General features: G+C 39.8%; 25 protein-coding genes. 15 read left to right on the top strand and 10 right to left on the bottom strand.

Annotated features, from left to right (window positions below; all coding sequences use genetic code 11):
- Window positions 1–37: 37 nt before the first annotated feature.
- From Q4575_RS07300 to Q4575_RS07290, 3 genes are all read right to left on the bottom strand, one after another.
- Complete coding sequence (locus tag Q4575_RS07300; protein ID WP_303521973.1) at window positions 38–1,279, bottom strand: type 1 glutamine amidotransferase domain-containing protein; 1,242 nt, start codon at window positions 1,277–1,279, stop codon at window positions 38–40.
- A gap of 84 nt (window positions 1,280–1,363) precedes the next feature.
- Window positions 1,364–3,859, bottom strand: coding sequence for an ABC transporter permease (locus tag Q4575_RS07295; protein WP_303521972.1), 2,496 nt, complete (start codon window positions 3,857–3,859; stop codon window positions 1,364–1,366).
- Window positions 3,853–4,617: an ABC transporter ATP-binding protein gene (locus tag Q4575_RS07290; RefSeq protein WP_303521970.1), complete on the bottom strand. Its 765-nt coding sequence runs from the start codon at window positions 4,615–4,617 to the stop codon at window positions 3,853–3,855. The genes Q4575_RS07295 and Q4575_RS07290 overlap by 7 nt, the downstream gene beginning before the upstream one ends.
- Before the next feature lie 193 nt (window positions 4,618–4,810).
- Between Q4575_RS07290 and Q4575_RS07285 the strand changes: the two genes are divergently transcribed.
- Window positions 4,811–5,527, top strand: a complete 717-nt coding sequence (locus tag Q4575_RS07285; protein WP_303521968.1) for a hypothetical protein — start codon at window positions 4,811–4,813, stop codon at window positions 5,525–5,527.
- A 127-nt stretch (window positions 5,528–5,654) separates the two neighbouring features.
- Here the strand turns inward: Q4575_RS07285 and Q4575_RS07280 are convergent, their stop codons facing one another.
- Entirely contained in the window at window positions 5,655–6,485 is an 831-nt protein-coding gene (locus tag Q4575_RS07280; RefSeq protein WP_303521966.1) for a PEP-CTERM sorting domain-containing protein, read from the bottom strand.
- A 25-nt stretch (window positions 6,486–6,510) separates the two neighbouring features.
- A complete protein-coding gene (locus Q4575_RS07275; protein ID WP_303521965.1) occupies window positions 6,511–8,823 on the bottom strand; it encodes an isoamylase in 2,313 nt (770 codons plus the stop codon).
- Between the two features lie 386 nt (window positions 8,824–9,209).
- Here Q4575_RS07275 and Q4575_RS07270 point away from each other — a divergent pair, with 386 nt between their 5' ends.
- Entirely contained in the window at window positions 9,210–9,596 is a 387-nt protein-coding gene (locus Q4575_RS07270; RefSeq protein WP_303521963.1) for a hypothetical protein, read from the top strand.
- A gap of 239 nt (window positions 9,597–9,835) precedes the next feature.
- Here the strand turns inward: Q4575_RS07270 and Q4575_RS07265 are convergent, their stop codons facing one another.
- Window positions 9,836–10,468: a hypothetical protein gene (locus tag Q4575_RS07265; protein WP_303521961.1), complete on the bottom strand. Its 633-nt coding sequence runs from the start codon at window positions 10,466–10,468 to the stop codon at window positions 9,836–9,838.
- Window positions 10,469–11,036: 568 nt separating this feature from the next.
- Here Q4575_RS07265 and Q4575_RS07260 point away from each other — a divergent pair.
- From Q4575_RS07260 to Q4575_RS07225, 8 genes are all read left to right on the top strand, one after another.
- On the top strand, window positions 11,037–11,405 hold the full coding sequence (locus tag Q4575_RS07260) for a hypothetical protein (RefSeq protein WP_272180544.1): 369 nt from the start codon (window positions 11,037–11,039) through the stop codon (window positions 11,403–11,405).
- 154 nt (window positions 11,406–11,559) lie between these two features.
- Window positions 11,560–11,721: a hypothetical protein gene (locus tag Q4575_RS07255; protein WP_272180545.1), complete on the top strand. Its 162-nt coding sequence runs from the start codon at window positions 11,560–11,562 to the stop codon at window positions 11,719–11,721.
- Between the two features lie 150 nt (window positions 11,722–11,871).
- A complete protein-coding gene (locus Q4575_RS07250; RefSeq protein WP_303521958.1) occupies window positions 11,872–12,186 on the top strand; it encodes a DUF4144 domain-containing protein in 315 nt (104 codons plus the stop codon).
- 592 nt (window positions 12,187–12,778) lie between these two features.
- Window positions 12,779–13,213: a group II truncated hemoglobin gene (locus Q4575_RS07245; RefSeq protein WP_303521956.1), complete on the top strand. Its 435-nt coding sequence runs from the start codon at window positions 12,779–12,781 to the stop codon at window positions 13,211–13,213.
- Between the two features lie 234 nt (window positions 13,214–13,447).
- Window positions 13,448–13,642 (top strand): DUF4177 domain-containing protein, encoded by a 195-nt coding sequence (locus Q4575_RS07240; protein WP_215963891.1) that lies wholly within the window; start codon window positions 13,448–13,450, stop codon window positions 13,640–13,642.
- A 148-nt stretch (window positions 13,643–13,790) separates the two neighbouring features.
- Complete coding sequence (locus tag Q4575_RS07235) at window positions 13,791–14,102, top strand: YkgJ family cysteine cluster protein (RefSeq protein ID WP_215963892.1); 312 nt, start codon at window positions 13,791–13,793, stop codon at window positions 14,100–14,102.
- Between the two features lie 102 nt (window positions 14,103–14,204).
- Window positions 14,205–14,546: an antibiotic biosynthesis monooxygenase gene (locus tag Q4575_RS07230; RefSeq protein ID WP_303521951.1), complete on the top strand. Its 342-nt coding sequence runs from the start codon at window positions 14,205–14,207 to the stop codon at window positions 14,544–14,546.
- 106 nt (window positions 14,547–14,652) lie between these two features.
- Window positions 14,653–15,825: a tetratricopeptide repeat protein gene (locus Q4575_RS07225; protein ID WP_303521950.1), complete on the top strand. Its 1,173-nt coding sequence runs from the start codon at window positions 14,653–14,655 to the stop codon at window positions 15,823–15,825.
- 140 nt (window positions 15,826–15,965) lie between these two features.
- Here Q4575_RS07225 and Q4575_RS07220 read toward each other — a convergent pair whose 3' ends face one another.
- Both Q4575_RS07220 and Q4575_RS07215 read right to left on the bottom strand, forming a co-directional pair.
- Window positions 15,966–17,036 (bottom strand): family 16 glycosylhydrolase, encoded by a 1,071-nt coding sequence (locus Q4575_RS07220; protein WP_252736582.1) that lies wholly within the window; start codon window positions 17,034–17,036, stop codon window positions 15,966–15,968.
- Between the two features lie 273 nt (window positions 17,037–17,309).
- On the bottom strand, window positions 17,310–17,708 hold the full coding sequence (locus tag Q4575_RS07215; RefSeq protein ID WP_303522202.1) for a DUF1993 family protein: 399 nt from the start codon (window positions 17,706–17,708) through the stop codon (window positions 17,310–17,312).
- A 281-nt stretch (window positions 17,709–17,989) separates the two neighbouring features.
- On the opposite strand from Q4575_RS07215, the gene Q4575_RS07210 reads away from it, so the two are divergent.
- A complete protein-coding gene (locus Q4575_RS07210) occupies window positions 17,990–18,661 on the top strand; it encodes a 2OG-Fe(II) oxygenase (protein WP_303521948.1) in 672 nt (223 codons plus the stop codon).
- 48 nt (window positions 18,662–18,709) lie between these two features.
- Here Q4575_RS07210 and Q4575_RS07205 read toward each other — a convergent pair whose 3' ends face one another.
- Together Q4575_RS07205 and Q4575_RS07200 are read right to left on the bottom strand one after the other, a co-directional pair.
- Window positions 18,710–20,161, bottom strand: a complete 1,452-nt coding sequence (locus Q4575_RS07205) for a heavy metal sensor histidine kinase (RefSeq protein ID WP_303521946.1) — start codon at window positions 20,159–20,161, stop codon at window positions 18,710–18,712.
- Window positions 20,161–20,838: a heavy metal response regulator transcription factor gene (locus tag Q4575_RS07200; protein WP_303521944.1), complete on the bottom strand. Its 678-nt coding sequence runs from the start codon at window positions 20,836–20,838 to the stop codon at window positions 20,161–20,163. The genes Q4575_RS07205 and Q4575_RS07200 overlap by 1 nt, the downstream gene beginning before the upstream one ends.
- Before the next feature lie 154 nt (window positions 20,839–20,992).
- Here Q4575_RS07200 and Q4575_RS07195 point away from each other — a divergent pair, with 154 nt between their 5' ends.
- Genes Q4575_RS07195 through Q4575_RS07180 form a run of 4 tightly spaced genes read left to right on the top strand, consistent with a single transcriptional unit; the run spans window position 20,993 to window position 25,024 of the window.
- Complete coding sequence (locus tag Q4575_RS07195) at window positions 20,993–22,762, top strand: copper resistance system multicopper oxidase (protein WP_303521942.1); 1,770 nt, start codon at window positions 20,993–20,995, stop codon at window positions 22,760–22,762.
- Window positions 22,759–23,658 (top strand): copper resistance protein B, encoded by a 900-nt coding sequence (locus Q4575_RS07190; protein ID WP_303521940.1) that lies wholly within the window; start codon window positions 22,759–22,761, stop codon window positions 23,656–23,658. The genes Q4575_RS07195 and Q4575_RS07190 overlap by 4 nt, the downstream gene beginning before the upstream one ends.
- 24 nt (window positions 23,659–23,682) lie before the next feature.
- Window positions 23,683–24,090: a copper resistance CopC family protein gene (locus tag Q4575_RS07185; RefSeq protein ID WP_303521938.1), complete on the top strand. Its 408-nt coding sequence runs from the start codon at window positions 23,683–23,685 to the stop codon at window positions 24,088–24,090.
- 10 nt (window positions 24,091–24,100) lie between these two features.
- Window positions 24,101–25,024, top strand: a complete 924-nt coding sequence (locus Q4575_RS07180; RefSeq protein WP_303521936.1) for a copper resistance D family protein — start codon at window positions 24,101–24,103, stop codon at window positions 25,022–25,024.
- Window positions 25,025–25,040: the final 16 nt, after the last annotated feature.

Genomic DNA, 25,040 nt, shown 5'->3' with positions numbered 1-25,040 from the left:
TTTGCTTTAAGGACTCATTAGCTAAAGGTCCGTTTTGTTACAGTGCTTTTAACATGTCCTGCGCCGGTTTAAAATCAGGATTTCCAGCAAGCAATTGTTGTAATGTCGCTTTTGCCTTTGTCGTTTGTCCCAATTTAGCCAGTATTTTTGCAATTTCCATATCCAAGCGTGGATTATTAATGGCCTTTTGCGCAGCACTCATAAGCGCTAATGATTGCTCAAACTCTCGGGTTGTTTTCGCATTTTTATGAAAATAGAAGCCATACATACCAACTAATGGTAAATGATATTGCCCCGGCGTTTGTTCCGCTTGGTCATCAGAACCACTTAAGGCGGAAGTAAGTACATTGAGTGCAGCGGTGTCACCTGACAAAAACTTTGCAACAACTGCCAAGGTTTTATCTTCGATATCCATATCGGCTTTAACCGGCGTCATGCCCAAATGTTTAACTAAAGCGTTGGCAACTGCCACTGTCGAAGTCGGATTTTGCCCAGTAATTAAGCGGTCATCTATTGCGACGTGACTTAACATGATTTGACTCGATTGGAACTTAGCACCATGTTCGACAAGTTTATCTTCTAATAAAAACTCAAATTTGCTTAACCACTTTTTACCAAACAACATTTCCTCTTCGTTGGTAAAGCTGTTTATAGCCTTATTGGCAACCAAATAGCTGCCATCATCGAGCTTTACGTTTACGAAGGCGGCAGGGCCGTGACATACAGCAGATACAATGCCTTGATTTTGATATATCTGGGCGATCAGCTTTTGCAATGCCGTGTCATTTGGTAGGTCAAACATAGCCCCTTTGCCACCTACAACAAATACAGCGTCGTAATCATTGGCATCCAACACACTTGTTCCAATTGTGTTATTCAATTGTGCCATAATGGTTTTGTCAGCGAGCACCTTTGCATTATAGGGTTTGTTGGGATCAAATTTATCCGCTTCTACTTTGCCACCGTTAGGACTTGCGATATCAATTGCTATGCCATTTTCCTTAAATACGGAATACGCTTTTGCAAACTCGTCAAATTCATACCCTGGGCGTTCTTCTCGTTTGATGAGCGTTTTTCCATTCGCTTTTTCTTTAGATTGCTCGCCTGCGGGTTCTGCACCTTGCCCATATCCGCTGACAACCATTAAAATTTTAATGTCAGTTAATTCTGCTTGCGATGCTTTTACTTGCTTTGCATTTACTTGCGTTATTATCGTGGTCACAGCCAACAAGGTAAATAAAGTAATAAGTTTACCAATACGTTGTTTTACATTTTTCATTTGTTTCTCCTAAGTATTGCGCTAGTGTTGCAAAGCTGACGTGAAACAAATGTGAAACGATTTAAAGCACTATATGACTTACGCCTAAACATCTGCCATCAGTTGTTTCACAGAACTTTTTAAACTGTGTCGACTGGCGTATACCCCTAACAAGGTGACTGTGCTCAAGATGACAACCAAAGTAAGACATAACACGGTTACGTTGGGTTGATATACAAGTGAAAACTGCGACTGATAAATTAACATTCCGGTGATATATGTCCCCGCAATAGCGCCTATGGCGATGATGAATGCTGTAATGAGCCACTCAATAACATTAAGTTGCCAACATGTTTTTTTCAAAAAACCGAAGCTCATTATCACGCAGTTCTTTTTCTTTTCTTTATTTTCAAACGCATTAATTGAAGACAAAATAACAGTAACAGCAAGAAAAATAATCATGACAGCAAAACCGCTAATCACTTTAGTGATCATGGCCAAAATATTATCAAACTGTTTAGTTAATTCACCTAAAGAGACCATTCTAATCGTTGGATATTGTCGCCACATTTGACCGAGCAGCGGCCATTGGTCATCATCCATTTCTAAGCTTGCCATGTTGTAATGGGGCGCGTTTATATGTTTTACGGCCGTTGCTGGCATTTGCACCCAAAAGGTTATGGAACCGGCTCCAGGTTGATAAACATGACTCGCCGCTATCGTAAAGGTAAAACTTTGTTGATTAATAATAAACGTCAGCGTGTCGCCAAGTGTTAAGCCTAAGTCGGTCATGACCTCCTCTTCTAGCGAGATTTGTTGCCATTTATCGGAATCTTTTGACCACCACTTGCCTTGGACCACTCGATTATTGTCCGGCACAGTTTGGCTCCAATGCAAACGAATCGAACGGGATAATGTCGCTAAACTATCGCTGGGCTTTTGGCTGAAGTCATCCAGTGCTTGGTCATTAATTTTGACCGCCTTAGCATACAGATAGGGTTTAGTTTGACGCAGGTCAATTCCATGTTTCATTGACCATTCCTTAATTGCATTCATTTGTTGCTGATCCGCCTGTGAAATCATCACATTTCCGTCGTGCGTCCGCTGATATGACACCATAGTGTCTCCCAAATCCCTTAATAGCATTAAGGTAAAAAGCAAAAGGAACGTGCTTAGTCCTATTCCTAGAATTTGTGTACTTTTGCTTAACAAACGCTGCTTCATCATAAATAGAGAAAACGGGATGAGTCCAGAAAAACGCTGAGTGGCTTTTTCACCAAATGTTAACGCCGCCCAACTAATCGCGACAAGCAACAAAATGGTGATAAAAATACTGCCCACTAACATCAAGGTTAACAAACCATTGTCGGAATATTTAAAGGCGACTAATACCAAAACAACTAAAGCACAAAGCTTGACTAACCCTAAAGAAATGCTTTTTTGATTTTGTTGAAATAGCTTAGGAACCGATGTTTGCCACAGAGTTAGCCAAACAGGAGTATGAAAAACCGCAAAGAGTAAAACACTCGTTGTTATGGTTTTGGCCATTAAACCGGCCTCTAGTTGCCAGCTAATTGCTGGGAAAGTTGTAGACAACCAATTGACGACCAACCAATGACAAATCCCAGAGATTACGACAACAACCGGAATTAAGAGCAATATATTAAAAAACCATTTTAAAATTGATAACTGTAAACCTGTTACCTTTGATGCGCCTAGGCTCATGCAAATAGCAGAAAAAACCTGTTCTTTTTTCAAATGCACCTGAGCTAATTGCTCTATAGCAATTGCCGCCATAAAAAACAAAATAATCGAAGCCAAACCCAAGAAATTTTCGGTTCGCTGCCAAAATAGAGCAAGTGGATGTGCACCTTGTTTGTGGTGTATTTTGGCCGCCGGAAGCGACTGTTTTTGCCATTGTATAAGTTGGTTGATTTGCGATTTTGTGCCAGAGACTAAGTAACGGTGTTGAATGAGATCAGCTGCAAAAGCCAGCTTTTCCATGTCTTCGATATTAATTATCGCTCTCATCGCAACGTTATGGCCTTCCATTAACCTGTCGGGTTCGTGAACTAATAATCGAGAAACAACAAATCTATGTTCACCGACGTTAATCACATCTCCCATTACTGCGGATAAACTTGCAAAAAGTCGGCTGTCCAGCCAGATGTTACCTAATTTAGGCCCACCAAGTGTTACCTCAGCTAGGTTGTCATTTGAGGCTAATACAGATGTTGATGTGAGTAATTGGCCCTGTAATGGATAATCACGACCCACTGCTTTTAATTTTGTGCGTTGCCACTTGGTATTAAAAGTCAGTGTGGCGTCAATTTGTGAGGTTTTGACCACATTTTCACTGTGTCCTGACAAAACGGTTATTTGCTCCTTTGTTAGATTAGCTTTTTGCGTCAAAACAGCATCAGCCCCGAGCAGATTTTGTAAATTTCCCTCTAGGTAGGTTTGAATGGTATTGCTAGCTAACGATAACGTCACAATAAAAACCATTAAAACGGCTTGAACCCAACGCAGCAACAATTGATGAGGTTGACGAAACTCTTGCCACACATAGTGCCATGCCAACGGTATTGTAAGATTTAACATGGCAATACCTGCTTTTTCTGGGCAGTTGATGCAAGCGTTTGATTTGTATCTCTCGATATATTCTCGAACGAATTCTCAGGCACGTGTGCCTCGGCAGTTACCGATGTATTGGTTAACTTACCGTTGGCTAACCCATATATGTGTTTCGCTTTGCTTGCAAGTTCATGGCTGTGGGTGACAATAATCAATCCAGCGTTATTTTGTTGGCAGCATTCAAATAAAATATCGGCTATTTCCGTGGCATTATGCTGGTCTAAATTCCCCGTGGGTTCGTCCGCAAAAATAAACTTGGGAGAAAATACTAACGCCCGGGCAATGGCGACACGTTGCTGTTCACCTCCACTTAACTGGGCGGGTTTATGCATCGCTCTGTCACCCAACCCGACTTTATCTAGCCAAAGTTGTGCCTTATTAATTGCGTTTTTATCTCCGCGCAGCTTCAAAGGTAAAGCAACATTATGCAATGCGGTCAGCTCCGGCAGTAAATGAAACTGCTGAAAGATAAACCCAATCTCAGAACGTATGGAATCAAGTGATGCAATATGGTCACCGGTTACTACATTGCCCTTGCCAATCGTTGGTTGTTCTAATCCAGATAAGAGCATCAGCAAACTCGACTTGCCAGCCCCAGACGGGCCAGTAATCGCATACGACTGTCCTTGTTGAACCGACAAGTCAAGGTTTTCAAATAGGGTAATAATCGAATCGGCATTGCTAAATGATTGCGAAACGCGTGTTAGTTCGATTGAACAAGGCATAAATGTGCACCACAGTAAAAAGTATGTGGCGCCATCCTATTTTGATGTTTGTGAAAGTAATGTGAAATTTTGGGAAAGCCAGAAACTAAATATTAATCATCAATAACCTTAAAAATAATGTCTGTCAGTTTCACTTTTATTTCACAAACCCGCATTTACAGTTGCGTTTTATTTTTAAAAAAAGACCGACAACATGAAGACTTACTTGATATTTCTACTCGGCGTCAGCTCTATATTTAACGTTTGGGCGACAGATGTCGCTCCTGAAAAGTTACTTATGTTCAGGGACAAAATAAATCTCGCCATAATAAAAGCAAAACAAACCGAGAGAAAACATTGGGCATATATAGTAACTCGCCATGAAAACGAAGAAGGCGACATATCAAGTAGTATTGAGCAGCATTCACCACAGTTAAGTGAACCTTGGCTGTTAAAGCAAATTAATGGGAAACAACCAACAGGCAAACAAATTCAAAATTTTTCCGACAAAAAAAGGCAACAAACCAAAACAAAAAAACAAAAGAACAGCCTGAAACTGTCCCTGCGGGAGTTGATAAATGAAGAAAGCCTAACCTTTGTTTCCGAAGATGATGAGCAGTTTGTTATGGCATTTAACGTTAGGCTCAAAAAATTGGGTGAAGACTCTATTGGTAAGCTTAAAGGACAGCTAACCTATCAAAAAGAAGCCCAATTTATCGATACAATTTCAATTTGGAACAGCGCCGATTTTTCTCCGATGTTTACCGCACATATTACTGACTTTGTTATGACCATGTCATTCATACAATTGGACGGTAAGGTTCTACCTAAGCAACATGAAATGGCGATGAAAGGCAGCTTTGCCTATTTTACAGAAATCAACGAAACTTCAATCGATATATATTCTGATTACAAATACATAGGAAAGTGACAGCTTCCCCCTCCCATCAACGGACACAAAAAAGCCGTAAACAATAAATTGGTTACGGCTAGTTTAAATTCAGTTTCGAGTTAACGGCTTATTGCAAACTATGTTGTTTTTATAAAGCCGTTTAACTTTAGATTTTGTTGCGTTTACGCCATGTCATAAAACACAATCCAAGCAATACAAACATAAAGCCTGCAGGCTCTGGTACGGAAGCGACTTGAGTATTGCTTATCGAAAGACTGTTGAAATAGGCATTAGCGTCTTCAGCATTACGATTGTAAAGCGCAACACTGTCGATACTGCCAGTTCCGCTTAATAAGCCATTTCGGCTTTGAATTAGCGAGCTGTCAAAGGCATTAAATATATCGAGTTGGTAAAGATCCGTACTTAACAAAGTAAACGTTAGGCTTAACCCTGCATCTGTGTAGCCGATGCCAGTGTCGATAACCCCATATCCGTCAAAAATACTGTAATGTTGACCGCCACCAATAAATCCAAATTCAAAACGGCTTTGTTGATTATAGTCACCAATATTATTGTGAATATTTTGATTTCTTAGTACAAAACCAACAGAACCACCTTGCGTAATGGCACCGTGCTCAAAAGAGACGTTAAAAATATCTCCTACCTCAGAAAGGGAATTACTGGCAAAACCTCGATACGCTTCAACTTGATTAAAGCCGTCGCCATTGGCGTAGCTTCCCCAGGCGTTGTCTGATGGATTTGACGCAATATGGTTTAGGTCATTCTCACCGCTTTTATTTGCTAAAAATGTGCCTGCACTGCCATTGGCGCTGTCGGTGATAAAGTGCCATTCATCAAAACCTGTTCCGCCATTTCCTAGCCATTGGTTACCATAATTATTAGCGTTGTCCGCCGCGACTGTGATAATTGTCGCTTGGCTGTTACACGCCAACGTTAGCAAAGAGATTGCCACTAGAGATTTAATTTTTAACATCATTTTTATTTGTCCTTAACCCTGTTTGCTATTTAGCAATTAAAACTAATATTGCACGGCCATTTAAACCGTAAGAGGTGTATTCACCACCAATAAAATCTTCTGAACCAACTGGTTTTACTGTGTTCTCGCCTTCATTCCAATTGGATGTATCTGTTACTCGATACCAGTTTTTACCTGCACCAGGCCAAGGTAAAGTGAAATTAACATTGCCCGACCAACCGTTATAAGCCACGTAGATTGCTGACGTTTGCTCGTTAAATTCTGAGCTATCTATGCGATAGGCGATTGCATGATTATTGGCATCGTTAAAATATTGACCCGACGCAACATTGCCATCTGGCTGAAACCAAACTAATTGCTCCATATAGTTACTATTAGTGTCTATTCCTTGGTAGAAACTAGCCGGACGTAACGATGGGTGATTTTTACGGAACTCAATCATTCGCTTAGCAAATGTATTGAAGTTTTGTTGGTCGGCTGACCAGTCAAAGTTAAGCCAATTAGCGATTGAATCTAGATTGTATGGATTGTTATTACATTGAATTGAACGTAAATATTCGTCGCCACCGGTGATCATTGGTGTGCCGGCACTTAACATCAGTAATGCAAATCCATTGCGCGCTGCTTTACGCTGTTCCTGTGCTTGGTTGTACCAACCTTGATCCCAGCTGTGATTGTTACTTTCACCGCCATCAGAAGGTCCATATGGCCATAATTGACTATTGTTCGAACTGTTGCAGGAGTATAGATCTTTTAATGTTAAGCCATCGTGAGCAACAACAAAATTAACTGAATTCCAGGGGGCTCGGCCATCATCTTGATATAACGAAGCAGAGCCGGTAAAGATATTGGCAAGTTCACCAAGCGTTGTATCTTCTGCGCCTAAAAGGTTTTGATCTTTACGTAGCGTGTCGCGGTATTTACCGTTCCATTCTGACCATCCCGCAGGGAAACCACCTACTTGATAAGAATTACCGCCAATCGCCCAAGGTTCTGCAATAAAATCGGAACCCTGACCGCCCCACGTTGGGCGTTCTGTAAATTCATTTATAATACGATTTAACGCGTTGTTCGACGCCATTTTATCAAAGTTGAAACAACCGTGTTCGCAGGTATTGCCGAGCACAGAAGCAAGGTCGAAGCGAAATCCATCAACCCCTAACGTTGTCTGCCAGTACTCCAAAGAGTCAATAATAAGGTCCTGTGCAATCGGGTTTACCGTATTGTAATTTCCGCCGACCCCAGTGTTATCCCACGAATGTTGTTTATCATTTGTTAAAGAATAATAGGTTGAGTTGTCCAGTCCACGCCAAGAATAAAGATTATAAGTAGACGAGTCGCCATTAATCCAAGCTCCGCCTTCGCCAGTATGGTTATAAACCACGTCAATAAAGACCTTTATCCCTTTATCGTGGAATGCCTTAACCATAGCTTTAAACTCTTTAGTTGGCCCCCCTGCCGATTTATCGCTGGCGTATCGGCGGTCAGGAGCAAAATAATTTAGGGTCATATACCCCCAATAATTATCGCCGTCTGTCGAGGTCACCATATCGTTTGTTTCGTTTTGAGTTTCTTGTACAGGTAAAAACTCAACGGCTGAAATGCCTAAGTCTGCTAAGTATTGCGCTTTGAGTGCAGCGCCTTGATAAGTACCGCGAAATTGTTCTGGAATACTAGTGTCGTTTTTTGTTAACCCCCTGACATTAACTTCATAAATAATGTCATCTTTTAACGCCCTTGTTGGTTTGATACCAATCGACTGCGAGTCGGCAGCAAGTAAAATACCTTTAGGGGCTTGTAAGCCACTGTCAATATTGCGATAGCTTGGACCTGATGCGTAAATTGTTCCATCGTTCCATTGCGGAGTTAAGTGGTCATGGCTGAGTTCTTTTGCATAAGGGTCGCTGAGTAGTTTATTTGGATTGAAGCGATTTCCCTGAGCGTCAACATCGCTAATAAAACCGACATTAGTGCCCTTTTCCCAGGCCGCATTATATGGCCAGTTTGGCCCCCAAACACGGTATCCGTAATAAATTGTATTGCTAAGACGAGGATCTAAAGCATTTACATCAAGTGTTGTAGACCAGATGTCGTTATTATCTTTGGTCAACGAATATTGAGCGACTTCTTCTACACCCGTGGCCTGATCATAAAGGTAGAGTTCAACTTTGGTTGCATTAGCTGAAAAAATACGAAAGTTAATTTGTTGCTGGTTAACACTATAATTGGCGCCAAGTTGATTTTGGTTTATCGCCGCTTGACTAAAAAAAGAGAATGAAAGCACACTCAAAATTATTAGATTTTTAACACACTGCTGAACGTTTTTTATTATTGTCATTGTGTGACCCTGTTTTAATTCATGTCGTTGATTGATTATTTTTATTCTAATTTTTATAACGTTTAACCATCTCGATTACGTGGTGGTTATTATTTGAACTGCGCTTGATTGTAGCCAATAGTTAAAATAGATAGCAATTGCAGGCATACGTATTCATAACATGTGTTTTAAAGGTAAATAGAGAACGGCATTTTAAATTTAGGCAACGGGTCTTTATTAAAAAACGCTTTCCTTTGACCCGCAATAATCAATACTTTTCATATCAAAAATAGGCAGTTAAGCGTTAAACATCTAAATGCTAATTTGAATCAAATCAGCTAAAATCAACGACATGATCCCATTGATTTGGGCCCCTTCGATTTGATCCTAATTATTTTAGAGGCAAAATGAAATTCAAAGTGGCAAGTTCCATATTGGCAATATTCACCTTAATTGGTTTGGGGATAGTGATATTTTCCGACTTTGAAAGCACTGCCAGTCGACTCATATGCCTGGCGCTCTATGTTTTAATTCCAGCATATGGCGCATACGGTATTTTTATAAGAAGTAGACGAGCGATCTTTGTTTCTGTAGCGTTTTTCATTTCACAAAGCATTCGTATGGTTGATAGCGAAAGTATTATTCCACATATCGCTCCCATTACAGTTTCGGTCCCCTTTGGTGATTTTTCAAATGGGCAAGGCTACTTAATTGATTATTTTGCAATTGTAATGGTGGTATTTTTAATTTGGCTATTAAAAGGATTAATGACACCAAATAAGTCGTCAAATTAGTCCTCACAAAATGGTATACCTTGAGTTGGGAGCTTCCACTGTCGAACGGTCAATGCTTGAATATTGCATTAGCTTCAAATTCATTAATTTCAATGACAAACAAAGCAGAACGCTAACACTTTGATTCAATTACGCGCACAAATCTATTTAACTTCGCTTTTCTCACTTATCCTAAATAGCGTCAAAAACAAAGCGCAACATAAAGTAACTGATGGGCCGAGGCTGCCCACCAGCATAAATTAATTCCCGGAGTCGATAAACTCATTTTGTAACTTTGTGGCGAGTTCTGTGTTTTGCTCAACGCCAAAGCCATTTTGATAACAAAACGACAAAAGCACTTTGCTATAAAGATGAGTAGCACTATTAGGGATCAGCAATTTAACAGCTTCGTCGTAACGTTGAGTGTTGTAAAAGTAAGTCGCTAATATATGTGTGGCATTGGCTTTAGTTGAATGGCTGCCATTCGCACTTTGCGTTAGATACTCTTCGTGGCCGTCGAGATCGTTAGCAAATTTACGTAACATGGCGAGTCTAAATAAAGCCAACCCATGTTGGTCGTCAGTAACCTTCACTGCACTAAGTAACAACAGGAAATACTGCTCTGACAATAAAAAGTTAGGCATAACCAACACACTTGGGAATGGGCCTTTGGTGATTTTCCCAGAAAAATAAGTGTCGGCGATTTCAAAAATTGAACCTGCATGCCCAGTGTCGGCATAATGCGTTAATGTTTCGAGCGCCATTTCAATATTAATTTTCTGGGCTTGTTTCTTTACCGTGATCCCGTCAACAGGAATGAAATTGCCTTTTAGAATACTTTGGCAGATTGATAATGCATCATCCGCATTGTCAGCAAGTAGGTTATGTTCCATAAAAATCTCGAGATTAATTTGTTTATTTATGCTTGATGCCAGTCAACAAGCAAGTAAAAACAGAGTGTAACAGTTCTACAAATTTGACGCAGATTTCCGAGGGGCTTAATTGTAAATAAATGGCTAATTGTTTATTTCAGAATAAAACTGTTGCTATTAAGTGACAAATCAACAGAAATACCGTCTTTTCAACCAAACAGAAAATAGTCATTCCCTAGCTTGTAATATGAGTCGAGCCACAGCGATTTTGGAATGACGATCCTTTCTAAAAACCTGTGGGGTCAGAGTCGCTGATCGCAAATTGCCCGCTATTCCCAAGCTTTTTAAGTCAGCCATGGCGATATTTAAGATCTCCAACCGAGTGCAGAGGAAGTTATAAATATCAACGACTCTGACCCCACAGGTCTAGTTCGCTTTTAATTGCCACTTAGCAAAATCAAAAACTCACTAGTAAATAAAAGTGGGTAAGTGGCAAAGGTTAAAGTAATTTGATACAAATATATTTAATAGAGTAAAGCTAACCTGTTTAAGTTGTTTTGTGGATTAATCGAAATAAGGAAGCACACCAATGGATATAGTTAGTTTCATGAATATTGAAGAGACTGATAAGGATTTAATCATTTCCTTTGCTCTAGATATTGGAGATGGTTATATAAAGACGCTTCTCCTTCACCGGACATTATTTTTTGAATTTATCATGCCGGAAGAAGAACGTGGTACAAAAGTTAGTCTCGCAGATCTTGAGCTAGATATAGAAAAAGAGCAAATGAATACTCTCGAATATGTTTCATTTGATGATAAAGTCATGAAAATTACTGCTCGGTTTAGCTCTCACGAAATAAACCTGAGAAAGCTTCAGGTTGAAGAAATAGATCAAATTAAAGAGTCTTTGATTAAGCATAACTTCGATGACAGGTTTGAGATAAAACTCAAATGAGCCATTAAACAGGGGCAAAATACGGCTGGCTGCTTTCGTACCTCAACACTTAGCCAACATTTTTTTACCACTATACTTTCGTACGTCGCTAATTTTGGCCAATAATTAAAAGCCTCCAAATGAGGTTTTACAAATATTTATCTAGGAGAAAAACATGGAAGCTATGGGTGTATTAGGATTTATTTTTGGTTTGGCAGGGTTTTCTTATGCGAATGCGGTAAAAAGTGATATCGCCAAATTAAGGCAAGAGTTTGAAGATTTTAAGGCATCTTTAAATACATCAGAGAAATCGGATATAAAAGGCGCTGAGGAATAGGCTCATTTAGCTGCACATTTAAACTAAATACAGTTATCAGCAGTCGTATAAAGTCTGACAAGCAATGTTTGACTAGTGTTTGTTCGCCTACATTTTAGCTTATATTTCTTAACTATTTTATTGGATTCTTATGTCTCAGCGGTATCTGTCATGATCAAGTGGCCTTGCATGTTAAAGCTTTACGGTGATGACGAGCTTATTTATTTAAATTCACTTCGTGACGTTAATTTTGAATGCGGTGAACTGCTCTTTAGTGATGATGACTATGTTATTGACTCAGTTGGCCATTGCTATTTAATTAAACCTATTGAAGGGCAACTTGGTTTAATTAAAAACAACAAAGTTCTGTCAACCGATGACGTACTTCATTTAATACGTGCACACGAATTTAATAAATCGTCAGTCTGCCTGACTAAAATTCATTTTTTTACCATTTCTGACGCTATCAATTCACTCTCTATTTAAACTAGCTATGCCGACCAGTGGAGTCAGAGTCGCTGATATTTATTAAATTCTCTGCATCCGGTTGGAGATTCTGAATATCGCTTTGGCTGACTCATATTACAAGCTGAGGGAATGACCTTTTTTGTTCTGAAATTATGAGTTATTGCACCTATATTTCAGGCGACATTTCCCTTCGTCTAAATTCCCTTAGTTGAGATTTATATCTCGAAGTGAACCGCAAGTACGCCGTTGCAAGGGATGGGTGTTCACTGCAAGGACGAAGGGAATTCGTCAGTAAATGGATGTACATCAGACGAACTGTGGACATACTTTCATCCCGTCCTCGACGATAATATAAATCTTAAATAAGGATTAGGGATTTGCCGCAAAGCGGCCTTTTTGGTTACATGATCTTAGAAACCAAGAGCGGCTGTTGCAAAAAGTAAGAGCGACGCAGTGGAAATATGTGCACCTTTTCTTCCCTCTGATACTTTTTTTTAAAAGAAGAAAACAATAAGCCATGTAGAATCATTAATTACTTTTGTAATATGGCTCAATAAAACATCCGGATTAGCAGCAACAAGTCTGAAGGTATGAGAGTTGGCAAAACAATATGAGTAATAACATCAGTGAATATGGCGTAAATGACAACTCTTACAAAAGTGCGGGAGAACTCGCCGGAATTACGCAACTTGTAGACGAGTTTTATGACAATATGGCTAATTTAAAAGAAGCTAAGAAAATTCGTGATATGCACCCAAAAGATTTAACACTGTCAAAACAAAAGCTAACGTACTTTTTATCCGGTTGGCTTGGTGGCCCCAAATTATACTCCGAACATTTTGGCAGCATTAACATTCCAAACGCACACAAACACTTGCATGTTAGCAAAGCAGAAAGTGAAGCCTGGTTATTGTGTATGGCAAAAGCCGTTGAAAACCAGCCATATCATTCGTCATTTAAGGCCTATCTGATAACTCAACTTAGAATTCCAGCAGAGAGGATCCGAATGGCGTCCGCTCGAAATCAACTGCAGAATAATCAATAACTAAAATAAAAAGCCCAAACCTAAAACCCAAACTTAAAACAGCGCTAAGCTATAGAAAATGAAGCGAGGCATCAAAACTGTATTAACAGTAAGAGTTGCAACGCCTCGAACAACAACTATGGTTACACTAGTTTTTGATTAACACAGTACTATTTACTTTGCCCTAGCATTTATTAAACACAGACAAAACTGAAAATGCGGCAAAAAACAACCTTCAATATGGAAATAATAACGATGCAAAAATACCAATACAAAGTTATCGATACACGCGATGTTGAAACCGGCGGTATCTTTAAAGGACGTAAACGCGAAGATGTTGAAACTTATTTAAATAAACTTGGTGCCGATGGCTGGGAACTGGTAAACGTCGACTTTAGAGAGCTTGAAGGCGGATTGGAATTTGCCGGCATTATGAAAAAATTGCGATAAATAAATGCGATGAAAAAAGGGTTATGAAAAATACATAAACTGGCAGTCCCCAATACCTTGTTTAACGCCTTTATTCACAACCTTTAGACTTGAAGGCGTTTTACTAATTGTGTTTTACAAACCCTTTAACAATGTTTAAATAGCGCCTATGACGATAGAATTTAAAAATATAACAAACGACGAGGTTACTTGCGCAAGTTGTGAGGCCTGCTGTTGTAAATTAGAGGTGATTTTAATTACCGATACTGGCGTGCCAAGTCAACATATTGCCCGTGATCAATGGGGGGGTGAAACCATGAGGCAATTATCCGATGGTTGGTGTTCTGCTCTAGACCGAGAAACCTATATGTGTACGATTTATGAAAAACGTCCCTGGGTGTGCCGAGAATTTGAAATGGCGTCTTATGAATGTGAAGTCGAACGACATGAACAGTTAGGTACGCCACTCCCAAAACCTTAGTGAAGCCTTAACCAGAGTGGTTGCAGCAGCTAAACCTTATAATTTACTATTCATTTCATGTCATTGAGAACAAGCTAAAAGTCAACTAAGTTAGGTCAAAAAATGGAACAAATCAGCGTAATTAATACGATTTTGGTGCCTAAGGGAATGGAAGAAACAGCGGAAAAAGTCAGAAATGAATACATCGACTATTTTCGCCAACAAGCTGGCTTTGTAAGCTCAACGTTTTATAAATCTATCAACCGTCAAAATGATGATTCAGTTAATTATGTTAATACCGTTGTATGGTCATCAAAGGCACATTTTGACGCTGTGGTAAACCTTGGTTTTAAAAATGCGGAAGGCAAAAACAAAGATGGCAAACGAGTCTTAGGTAAAGGCTTCCCGGAGCCCATCAAGGTAAACCCCGACCAATATATTGTTGTTGATCAAACCTTTATATAATAATAACTTAAATTCCAAAAAACGCTTAAATTTGGCCTCGCACTACAATTGTCAGAAAATGATGTTACTTTAGCTATTGGACAATCAACCTAAGCAAAGGCAAACCATGTTAAAACGACTGGCATCAATTTTCTTTTTTGTTTATTCAATTAATATTTTTGCAGTAGAAATCAATACGCTTAATCCCATTGAAAAACTCGTAATTGACGCGCCTATTTTACAACAAACCATGTATTTTAATGTCACCCTGCCCGCAAGTTATTACTCCGCATTAGACAAAAAGTACGTGGTCATATTTGATCTCCATCCACGGAGTCAACCTTATTTAAGCGGGATGCACGACTGGTTAAGTCACAACTCTGAATGGCCATGGTTAGAAAGCATAGTGGTCACACCGGCAAAATATCACGTAGGCTACGCCAAATTGTTTGAAGACACTGCCGCTGAACCAACAAATATGGCGCTTTTAGACCTTTATGAACAGCACATCTTACCGAAACTCGATGACACCTTTCGGACTAACGGATTTAAGGTTTATAGCGGCTTTATGAGTAATGGGGCTTTTGGTTTGTATACGATGTTAAATAAGCCAAACCTCTTTAATGCCTACTTAATTTCGAGCCCAACATTAAGCAATGATTTTCTAAATATTGTCGCTGATGCAAAATCAAAATTACCTTTATTAAAAAATAAAAATCTATTTTTGTATCTCACAATAGGCAAGCACCAATATGAACAGGCACACGTTCAATATGTTGAAGAATTAGCAGAGATCTTAGAGAAATACGCACCGGAGAGTTTAGATTGGGAGGTAAAAAGTGACGACCCCCATTATTATATGTCTCGCCCAGTGCTTACAGTATTAAACGGAATTGAAAAGCTGTTTGACGATTATCACAATGATTTAAGCGCTGATTCAAGCATTTCACAACAAGGCATTGACGCAATCGTTAATTATTATGCCGAGTTGTCTAACAAAAAATATGGCTTTACGGTTTCAGCCGAGGGGTCGTTGAACAAACTTGCCGCTGCGCAATTAACTCGCGACAAATCCAAGGCGTTGCAAACCTATCTGAAGATAATAACGCTGTACCCAAACTCGGCCTATGCGTATTCAAATTATGCCGCAGCTCTTGCTCAAACTGGTCAACTAAAAGCAGCTATAGAGCAACAAAAAATTGCAGTTGAAAAATCAAAATCCTTAGGGAAATGGCATCAAAACAAGCACGCCAAATTATTAGATAAATACCTAAAACGCTATCGTGCCGTCGCAGACTAAGTCATCACTTTTATACTTGTTTTGAATTAATTTACTTAACAAGTGTAACGGATTAACTGCAAAAAACTGACGAATGGGGATAATGCTTAATTAGCATAACCCCCATAACATTTATCTAATGGTATCAGTACACGGGTCAATTATTTTTGCCAAACACGCACATATTCGATTTCAAAGTCGACGATGCCGTCGTCCTTTTTACCTTCTGGGCTGTTAAGTTCTAAATCTTCTTTACTGTCTGGTATACCGTGCCAAGGAAAGGTTTCTTGGTCTAGCCATAAACTAATAGGTTTCGTCGCTACCCAGCCATCGTATCCTGGATTGGTATCTCGGTTTTCCAGTGCCCACTTGCGAACGTCATCCGCCGTTACCGTTGAAAGAAGCTTGCCATCGACATAATACTTAATGCCGTTTTCATCCCACTCAAAGCCATAAACGTGGAACTCATCTGCGACTCGAAACCCTAAATCTTTGTGTTCGGTATAAGTTGGCTTCCCACGCTGCTTTGAATTTTTACTCCAGTCTCTTACCGACCACCACAACTCTTTATCCAACTCTAATTTAGCTTGATCACGATGGTCACCAAACTGCTCAAAAAAGTCGATTTCTAAACCTTCACCCATCGCCCAAAATGCACTAGTGATTTCTGCATCTGCCGCTTTGCTTTTAATTTCGATGTAACCGTATTTAAACTCTTTCCTTGAAATAATGCAGGCCGTTGTTAGATTTTCGTAGGGCAATGCATCACCAAATACAGGAACGTGAATTTTATCGCTAAATGGAAAGTCCGGCTCCCAACGAGTTTCTAATATTAATTTACCGTCTTCTAGACGATAATTTTTACCAGAAAATTGTGAAGGCGCTCGACCTTTCCATACCTTTTTGTTTGGCTTATCTGGATGTTTGTAAACGGGCACACCGTCTTCAAATTTACCTACAATGTACCAACGGTCTTCATCAAGTTGAGGGGATTCAAATTCGTCGCTGACCTCAGTGTTTAAGACCCATTTACCTGTATTTTCAGGGTCGGAAAAAGGTAATACAGGCTTAGGCGATTTCATCGCACAACCGGCAATACTCAAACTACTTACCAATGCAATTAAGACTACTTTAGATTTTGACAAGACGGTGAACCAACGCATGTTGTTCGTAAACACACCTGCAAAAATGCGCGTTGAGCAAATTAAGATAAATGCTGTGAAGTTATTCATTCTATGTTGACCTATTGACTGAGCATACAAATTATTACGTTGCCACATCATAAGCTGAATTAACTATGCATTGCAATATAGTTGATATGTTATTAAACATATTATGTTTTAAGTTTAAAAAATAGCGTAACAAAGTATCATCTAGGTATCTAAGAGTGATCTACAAAAAGGTAAGGATTGAAGGTTTAAGGACTATCTATCTTTAAAATCGACAATATGACCAGGCTTCCATGGATGATAAGGCTGGCCATAACAGTGATTTATATTATTTTATTACGGGGCTTTGATAAGTTGAACTTGAGGAGCAAGGTTGATCATGAAATCTTTTTTACCTATATCGACACCGTTTAAACGTAAAATATTATACGCAGTAGTTAGGTGGAAATATAAATTGGGGACCAAAAAGTCATTTAGATAGGAAGTACCCACTAACTCCATATCCATATTTTTACCAAGTGCAATGCGCTTAACCTGCTCTAAGTGGGCATCGTCCACTGTGATATTTTCAACCAACGTTTTTGCTGTTTGAATAACCTCCTTAGCTGTTGCCATTGAAGTCACTTCCGGATTAAAACTGTCTACGTCCTCCCCAGCACACCACATGGAAAACTGGCGTGGTTGATTGCAAACAAACGCTATTTGAGTCCCAAACGGCAACATATCAGGTGTAATTCGAAGTTAAAAAATCGAATCGACATCGCTTTTATTACAGACATATTTTGGATCGACATAGTATTTTCCATCAAGATTAATTTAATAAGGGCCTTTAAGACAGCTTATCGACAGTTACCACAACTTGAGTAATATATAGGGCCAGTTTAAGGTAATTTAAAGAACTTTAGCCAATATAGATAAAATTAAATAATCGTATGTGAATTACCCTTTTTGTGGTAAAAGTTCGAAATTATATAAGATCACTCAATATTAAACTCTGCAACTAGGTAAATACTAAATTGGAAGCGATAAAATTATCCTCACTATCTTCTGACACGCCGTCGAATACGGATCTGTTTGCACAAATTGCCGAAGATATTTATCAAAAAGGGTTTAGTATTAATCCAAATATTTTGTCGCCTGAGCTATGTGATCTGTTAGTCGCACATGCGCAATCTATTCAAGATGAAAAATTTTCTGCAGCCAGTATCGGCCGTCAGCAAGATACCTTATTAAATAACTTTGTTCGCAAAGATAAAATCTGTTGGATTACCGGAGAAACCCAAGCGGGAAATGCATGGCTTGAATGGTCAAAACAACTTCAATTGTTTCTAAATCGACGCCTTTTTTTGGGATTATTTTCATTTGAAAGCCACTTTGCGCATTATCAAGTTGGGGATTTTTACAAAAAGCATTACGACGCGTTTCGCGGAGAAGCAAATAGAGTATTGTCGATTGTTGTTTATTTGAATTCTCAATGGCAAAGCGAAGATGGCGGCGAACTCGTACTTTATCAATCAGACGATGACATCGAAGGCATTAAGGTTATTCCCGGTTTAGGTACTGTAGTGGTATTTTTAAGTGAAGAGTTTCCACACGAAGTTCTAAAAGCCAAACGTGACCGATTTTCTATCGCCGGTTGGTTTCGAGTTAATACTTCGATTGCCAATAAAATAGACCCACCAGCATAACGCTTTAGTTTAAAAAACGTCCTGTATCGCTGCAAATGAGTATGCCCTCTAAGGATTTAACTCATCAGTGTTTAATACCACTTTGAAACACGTTAGTTGTTCAGTCGACGTAACGTTGATATTACCGCCATTAGTTTCAGCAATTGCTTTGGCAATCGCTAAACCTAACCCGACGCCCTCACTGTGCCTTTGTCGTGACTTATCAGGTCGATAAAATCGGTCAAACAAAAAGGGCAAATATTCCGCCGCAATTTTCTCGCCTGGATTAATAACCGAAATCGCCACCTGGCCATAATTTAATTTTTCTACTTCCACTGTAATTTGCTGGCCTTTAGGTGTGTGGCGAATCGCATTAGAAATCAAATTGGACAGTAGTTGTCTAAACTGTAATTTGTCGCACAAAATAGTGACCTCAGGCCCTCGTTTAATAAAAGTTATTTGGGCTTCTTCTGCAAATGCATCAAAGTAATCAAATAAAGCATCTATCTCTGCGTAACTCTTTAATGACTCAGGTTCTGGTTTTATTAGGCCATTTTGTGTTTTCGCTAGCCACAACATGTCGCTTACCATTTTGGTTAATCTTTCGACTTCTTCTAGGTTTGAGAAAAGCAGTTCTCGATATTGTTCTAAGTCACGGGATTGTGACAGACCAACTTGGGTTTGAGTCACCATATTGGTTAACGGCGTTCTTAGTTCGTGGGCAATATCTGATGAAAAGTTGGATAAACGAATAAACTCTTCCTGTAAGCGGTCTAACATTAAGTTGAATGATTCAACCATATTCACCAATTCAATGGGGACCTGGGTTACGTCTAACCTCACGTTTTTATTGTTAGTTTGAATTTTTTGCATTTTTTGACTTAAACCACGTAGTGGATTTAAGCCCTGATATATCGCAAACCAAGCTGCCAATATTACAAGTAGGCTTGACCCCAGCATTATCACCCATAAACTCTGCTTAAATTGAGTTAAAAAATGCATATGAAAACTCATATCGATAGCAGCAGTAATACGATAGCGCACTCCGTCATTTTCAAATTCACTTAACATAGCTCGATATGTTGCGTCGCCATGTTGTAGTTGCACAATAGTTGGAGCTGTAAATTCAAAAACAGATGCGGTTTCAACTGATTCATCGCTAATGTCAAACTCAGCATTGCTATATAGTAATTGATTTTGCGGTGTTTTAACTTGATAAAAAACCCCATGGTGACCAGCTACTGCTTTTGATAACGACTTAACTAATTGTTTGTTGGTTTGGTGTTTTTGCGATAACGATGACTCGACCGAATGAATTATGACCTTAAGCTCGACACTGTCCTGTTGCAAAAAATGATGCGAAATCGAGCTGTTAATTAACGTTCCAACGACTGAAAGACAAGCAATTATCGTAAGCGCGACAAAGACTACAACCCTTGTCGTTAGTGACATTGGCTGATGTAACTTTAATCCATCCGGAGCGGTCATATTATTTGGTGTAGACTGTTTAACTGGACTCATTAACCTTCCACTTCCAATTTATAACCCATTCCTCGGATTGTATGTATTAGCTTTATCGAAAAATTGTCGTCGACTTTTCTACGCAGCCGACGAATTGCGACGTCGATAACATTAGTATCGCTATCAAAATTCATGTCCCAAACTTGAGATGCAATAAGGGAGCGCGGTAATACTTCACCCTCTCGGCGCACGAGTAATTCTAACAAACTAAATTCTTTATTACTGAGGGTTAATCGCTGCCCAGCTCTCATCACTTTACGTTTAATAATGTCTATTTCTAGGTCTGCCACTTTCAGAGTATCTTCAACAGGTTGAACACTCCCACGTCTTATCAATGTGCGTACGCGAGCTAATACTTCCGAAAACGCAAACGGCTTAATTAAATAGTCGTCCGCACCGAGCTCAAGGCCTTTTACTCTGTCATCTACACTGTCTCTTGCGGACAAAAATAAAACTGGGGTTTGGTTATTTGCTTGTCGTAACGATTCTAATATTCGCCAACCGGAAACGTCAGGCAACATCACATCTAAAATGATGACATCAAAGATTTCGGTCATAACGTGGTGATGTCCGTCTAAACCATTGCGCGCTAATAAAACTTGGAATCCTGCTTCAGACAAGCCCTGTTTTAGATAATCACCGGTTTTAACTTCGTCTTCGACAACTAATAAACGCATATAACCCTCAACATTTTGTTCGAATTGACACTATGACGCATCACTACTGTCTTAAACATGACACAAAGATGACAACTTTGTCATGTTTGGGTCATCTTTGCGACAGGTGCCCACCCTATACTCAATTCATATTCTGACATAACGGGGTAAAATAATGGGATTTAAAAGCCAGTTTCCACCAGCTTCTTTAACACGTCGACGATTTGTTCAAGGTTTAGTCGCAGGTGGCGTATTAGCGGCATTACCAAATTCTCTTTACGCAGCGTCTGCATTAAATGCAAACACCTTAACAGGCACAGCTCCTATCCTGAGCGGAAAAGTAATTGAATTGGTTATAGACGAGTCACCTGTCAACTTTACGGGTGTGGTACGTATGGCTACAACCATTAATGGCTCTATTCCAGCCCCAACTCTACGCCTAATTGAGGGTGACGACGTCACAATAAAAGTGACCAACAAAATGTCGATTCCGAGCTCAATCCATTGGCATGGCATAATTTTACCTTATCAAATGGATGGAGTGCCGGGCATTAGTTTCAAAGGTATCATGCCAGGTGAAACATTTGTTTATAAATTTAAACTGCAACAAAGCGGTACGTATTGGTATCACTCCCACAGCGGTTTTCAAGAAATGACCGGCATGTACGGGGCACTTATTATTGAGCCTCGTGAAAAGGACATAATTACATCTGACCAAGATTTTATTGTTCAACTTTCAGATTGGACAGACGATGATCCAATGGCGGTGTTTCGGAAATTGAAAGTTCAGAGTGACACCTACAACTATAACCAGCCAACCTTGCCTGAATTTATTAACGACGCGTCTAATTCAAGTGTAAGTCAAGCCGTTCAGCGCCGCGCTATGTGGAATAAAATGCGAATGAATCCGACGGATTTGGCTGATCTTTCGGCAGCCACTATGACATACCTTATGAATGGCAGTACACCTATGGCAAATTGGCGCGGTTTGTTTAACAAAGGCGAAAAAGTCCGTCTTCGTTTTATCAATGGTTCAAGTAACAGCTTTTTTGATGTTCGAATTCCAGAATTAAAACTGACAGTGGTACAAGCCGATGGCCAAAACGTAGAACCTGTGACTGTCGACGAATTTAGGTTTGGACCGGGTGAAACTTACGATGTATTGGTTGAACCTAAAAACGATGCATATACGATTTTTGCCCAGAGTATGGACCGGTCTGGGTATGCCAAAGGTACACTTTCTCTCGCCCCAAATATCGATGCCCCAGTTCCTACTCTCGACCCTGTTGAATGGCTAACGATAGCAGACATGATGGGCAAAATGGAACATGGCAATGATCACGCTGGCATGTCTGGCATGAAACAAGATGTTATGGATCACGGCACACATAACATGGCACCTAACCCTTATGCCGTGGCAAGTTCTGATGTGCGTCATGCTTCTAGTGAATATGGTCCTTCAGTCGATATGCGCGTTGATATGCCGAGGACTAATTTAGACGATCCCGGCATTGGTCTACGCAATCATGGACGACGTGTTTTAACACTCGCTGATTTACGTTCACTTAAAGGCATTGCAGATCATCAATCACCAGATGCTGAAATCGAACTTCATCTCACGGGAAATATGGAACGTTATAGCTGGTCATTTGACGGTTTAGAGTTTGGTAAAAGTACCCCTGTGCATATGAAGCACAACCAACGGGTACGGGTGATTTTACAAAACGATACTATGATGACACACCCAATGCATTTGCATGGTATGTGGAGTGATCTAGAAAACGAAGAAGGCGAAGTGCAAGTCCGTCGTCATACCATTCCTGTCCAACCTGCACAGCGAATCAGCTTTTTAACAACCCCACACGACGTTGGCCGTTGGGCATGGCACTGCCATCTATTATTTCATATGGACGCAGGTATGTTTAGAGAGGTTATCGTCGCATGATACAGACAATAATTACGCAATCTAACATAGCTAAAAAAACTGCTATCAAATTGGACGTGGTTGTCGTCCTTTTAGGCTTAATGTTGACCAGCGTATCGACGTTTGCCGAGCAAGCTAACGCCTCAAAATCAGAACGCGAGATGGTACAGTCAACAACATCAGTAATACCCAAAAGCAAAACACGTGACCCACACGCTTATTCGTCAGGTTACACATTGACCAAGGGACCATATGCTCAAGCCGGAAAACGCCAACTTGTACTGGCCGATGAACATAAATTTTATGCGGTTTTAGGCGACCGACTGGAATATAACACACAGTCAAATTCAGGGGTGTTCGATATTCAAACTTGGTATGGCACTACATTTGACCGGTTCGTAGTCAAATCCGAGGGCGAATTTGCCGATGGCCTTATAGAAGAAAGTCAAACAGATTTTTTGTGGGGCCATGCATTTACTCCGTTTTGGGATACACAAATAGGGATTCGACTTGACTACAACAGTGAAGGCGATAATCGACAATGGCTTGCATTCGGGCTTCAAGGGTTAGCGCCCTACTGGTTTGAAATGGACATGACAGGTTATTTAGGCGAAGACGGCAATACCGCGTTTTCAATTGAGGCTGAATTCGAGCTTTTATTGACTCAAAAACTGGTTTTACAACCACGCTTTGAAATTGCCTTTTACGGTAACAATGATGAACAAAATCGCATCGGCAGCGGCTTATCGACTTCCGCAATAGGTGCCCGATTACGATACGAATTCAGCCGTCAGTTTGCACCGTACATTGGTGTGGAGTGGACCAATAGATACGGACAAACCGCTGAATATGCAGAGCTAGATGGTAACAAAAGTAATCAAACTGAATACGTAGCCGGAATAAAATTTTGGTTTTAAATACTATTAAAATAAGAGGTTAGTATGAAATATATAAAAATTTTGGGGGCTACATTTGCTCTATTACTTTCACAAAGTGTATCAGCACACATTTCGCTGCTTTCAACAACACCGGCCATAGAGTCGATGTTGATGAAAAGTCCCGAACAGTTATCAATGACCTTTAGCGCAGAAGTACGCGTGACCAAACTCGTTTTAAGTAGTGACAATGAACAAATCGACTTTAACTTTAAGCCTATTGCTAAATCCGCCCGCACATTTGAGTGGCCTCTACCTAACTTAAAACAAGGAAAATACAGTGTTAATTGGATTGTCCTCGGCCCAGATGGCCACAAAATGAGAGGGACGTATTATTTTATGATCCATGCAAGCCCGGCAGCGTCGAACAAAATGATACCAATGCCAAGTTCACATAAACAACATAGTCATTAGAGAAAATTCGATGTTAATAAGTTACTGGACCGTTATGGCATTATTGTTAAAATTAGCAAATTATGTCGCAATATTAGCGTTAGCAGGAAACTTGATCCTGCGCATATTAATGCCAGATCGGATACTCGACCCCAATAATAAAACCACTCGACCAATGTGGCTCATTTTTATGCCAATTTTAGACAAAAGGTTGATGGCGTTTCTGCTAATCGGTTTAACTGCAACCTTGTTGCATATTCCGATAGAAGCAGGTGCATTGGCAGAAAATGGTGTGAGCGGCATGATAGAACCTATCATGCTCGACATTACATGGAATTCGGCAATCGGTGACCAAGTTGCGTTGCGGGCTCCTGCAATTGTATTGGCAATATTCGCTATTCTATTTTTATACAAAGAAACACCAATGACTAAGGTGATTCAAAATACACTTTTAGGCTTAGCTTTATGTTTAATGGCATACAGTTTTACAAAAACCGGCCACACTGCTGAAAAAGGCATTTTACTTAAACTAATATTAACAATTCACCTAGTCACAATCTCTAGCTGGGTTGGTTCATTGTTACCACTTTATAACAGCTGCATTTTATTGTCAGTTGCCGAAGTTAAAACCCTTATGCGGCAATTTGGACAGCTGGCCATTGTTATTATCGTGTTGTTATTGCTCTCTGGCATCATCTTAATTACGCAATATATTGGCTCAATTACACTGTTATTTACTTCCAGCTACGGTCAATTGCTATTACTTAAATTGTTTTTGGTTTCCAGTATGTTGATGCTAGGCGCTTGGCACAAACTGAGATTGGTTCCGCAGTTAAGTGAACAAAGTCATATCGTTACTCTTAAACGCTCTATCGGGGTTGAGTTATCGTTGGCAATATTAGTACTGGTGACAACAAGCATATTTACGACATTTACTGGCCCCAATTTGGAATAACCGCGTCGATTAATTA

It is taken from the genome of Psychrosphaera sp. 1_MG-2023, from assembly GCF_030548245.1.
Classification (GTDB): Bacteria; Pseudomonadota; Gammaproteobacteria; order Enterobacterales; family Alteromonadaceae; genus Psychrosphaera; species Psychrosphaera algicola.
Note: the sequence above shows the minus strand (reverse complement) of the source record. Positions and strands in the feature narration are given on the sequence as shown.

Bases quoted from the DNA above. Each gene is read 5' to 3' on its own strand.
- Q4575_RS07225 (WP_303521950.1), top strand. From the start codon at position 14,653: ATGTTAAAACGACTGGCATCAATTTTCTTTTTTGTTTATTCAATTAAT.
- Q4575_RS07230 (WP_303521951.1), top strand. From the start codon at position 14,205: ATGGAACAAATCAGCGTAATTAATACGATTTTGGTGCCTAAGGGAATG.
- Q4575_RS07185 (WP_303521938.1), top strand. From the start codon at position 23,683: ATGAAATATATAAAAATTTTGGGGGCTACATTTGCTCTATTACTTTCA.
- Q4575_RS07235 (WP_215963892.1), top strand. From the start codon at position 13,791: ATGACGATAGAATTTAAAAATATAACAAACGACGAGGTTACTTGCGCA.
- Q4575_RS07280 (WP_303521966.1), bottom strand. From the start codon at position 6,485: ATGATGTTAAAAATTAAATCTCTAGTGGCAATCTCTTTGCTAACGTTG.
- Q4575_RS07205 (WP_303521946.1), bottom strand. From the start codon at position 20,161: ATGAGTCCAGTTAAACAGTCTACACCAAATAATATGACCGCTCCGGAT.
- Q4575_RS07245 (WP_303521956.1), top strand. From the start codon at position 12,779: ATGAGTAATAACATCAGTGAATATGGCGTAAATGACAACTCTTACAAA.
- Q4575_RS07250 (WP_303521958.1), top strand. From the start codon at position 11,872: ATGATCAAGTGGCCTTGCATGTTAAAGCTTTACGGTGATGACGAGCTT.
- Q4575_RS07290 (WP_303521970.1), bottom strand. From the start codon at position 4,617: ATGCCTTGTTCAATCGAACTAACACGCGTTTCGCAATCATTTAGCAAT.
- Q4575_RS07275 (WP_303521965.1), bottom strand. From the start codon at position 8,823: ATGACAATAATAAAAAACGTTCAGCAGTGTGTTAAAAATCTAATAATT.
- Q4575_RS07255 (WP_272180545.1), top strand. From the start codon at position 11,560: ATGGAAGCTATGGGTGTATTAGGATTTATTTTTGGTTTGGCAGGGTTT.
- Q4575_RS07300 (WP_303521973.1), bottom strand. From the start codon at position 1,279: ATGAAAAATGTAAAACAACGTATTGGTAAACTTATTACTTTATTTACC.
- Q4575_RS07240 (WP_215963891.1), top strand. From the start codon at position 13,448: ATGCAAAAATACCAATACAAAGTTATCGATACACGCGATGTTGAAACC.
- Q4575_RS07190 (WP_303521940.1), top strand. From the start codon at position 22,759: ATGATACAGACAATAATTACGCAATCTAACATAGCTAAAAAAACTGCT.
- Q4575_RS07195 (WP_303521942.1), top strand. From the start codon at position 20,993: ATGGGATTTAAAAGCCAGTTTCCACCAGCTTCTTTAACACGTCGACGA.
- Q4575_RS07265 (WP_303521961.1), bottom strand. From the start codon at position 10,468: ATGGAACATAACCTACTTGCTGACAATGCGGATGATGCATTATCAATC.
- Q4575_RS07180 (WP_303521936.1), top strand. From the start codon at position 24,101: ATGTTAATAAGTTACTGGACCGTTATGGCATTATTGTTAAAATTAGCA.
- Q4575_RS07260 (WP_272180544.1), top strand. From the start codon at position 11,037: ATGGATATAGTTAGTTTCATGAATATTGAAGAGACTGATAAGGATTTA.
- Q4575_RS07220 (WP_252736582.1), bottom strand. From the start codon at position 17,036: ATGAATAACTTCACAGCATTTATCTTAATTTGCTCAACGCGCATTTTT.
- Q4575_RS07285 (WP_303521968.1), top strand. From the start codon at position 4,811: ATGAAGACTTACTTGATATTTCTACTCGGCGTCAGCTCTATATTTAAC.
- Q4575_RS07200 (WP_303521944.1), bottom strand. From the start codon at position 20,838: ATGCGTTTATTAGTTGTCGAAGACGAAGTTAAAACCGGTGATTATCTA.
- Q4575_RS07270 (WP_303521963.1), top strand. From the start codon at position 9,210: ATGAAATTCAAAGTGGCAAGTTCCATATTGGCAATATTCACCTTAATT.
- Q4575_RS07295 (WP_303521972.1), bottom strand. From the start codon at position 3,859: ATGTTAAATCTTACAATACCGTTGGCATGGCACTATGTGTGGCAAGAG.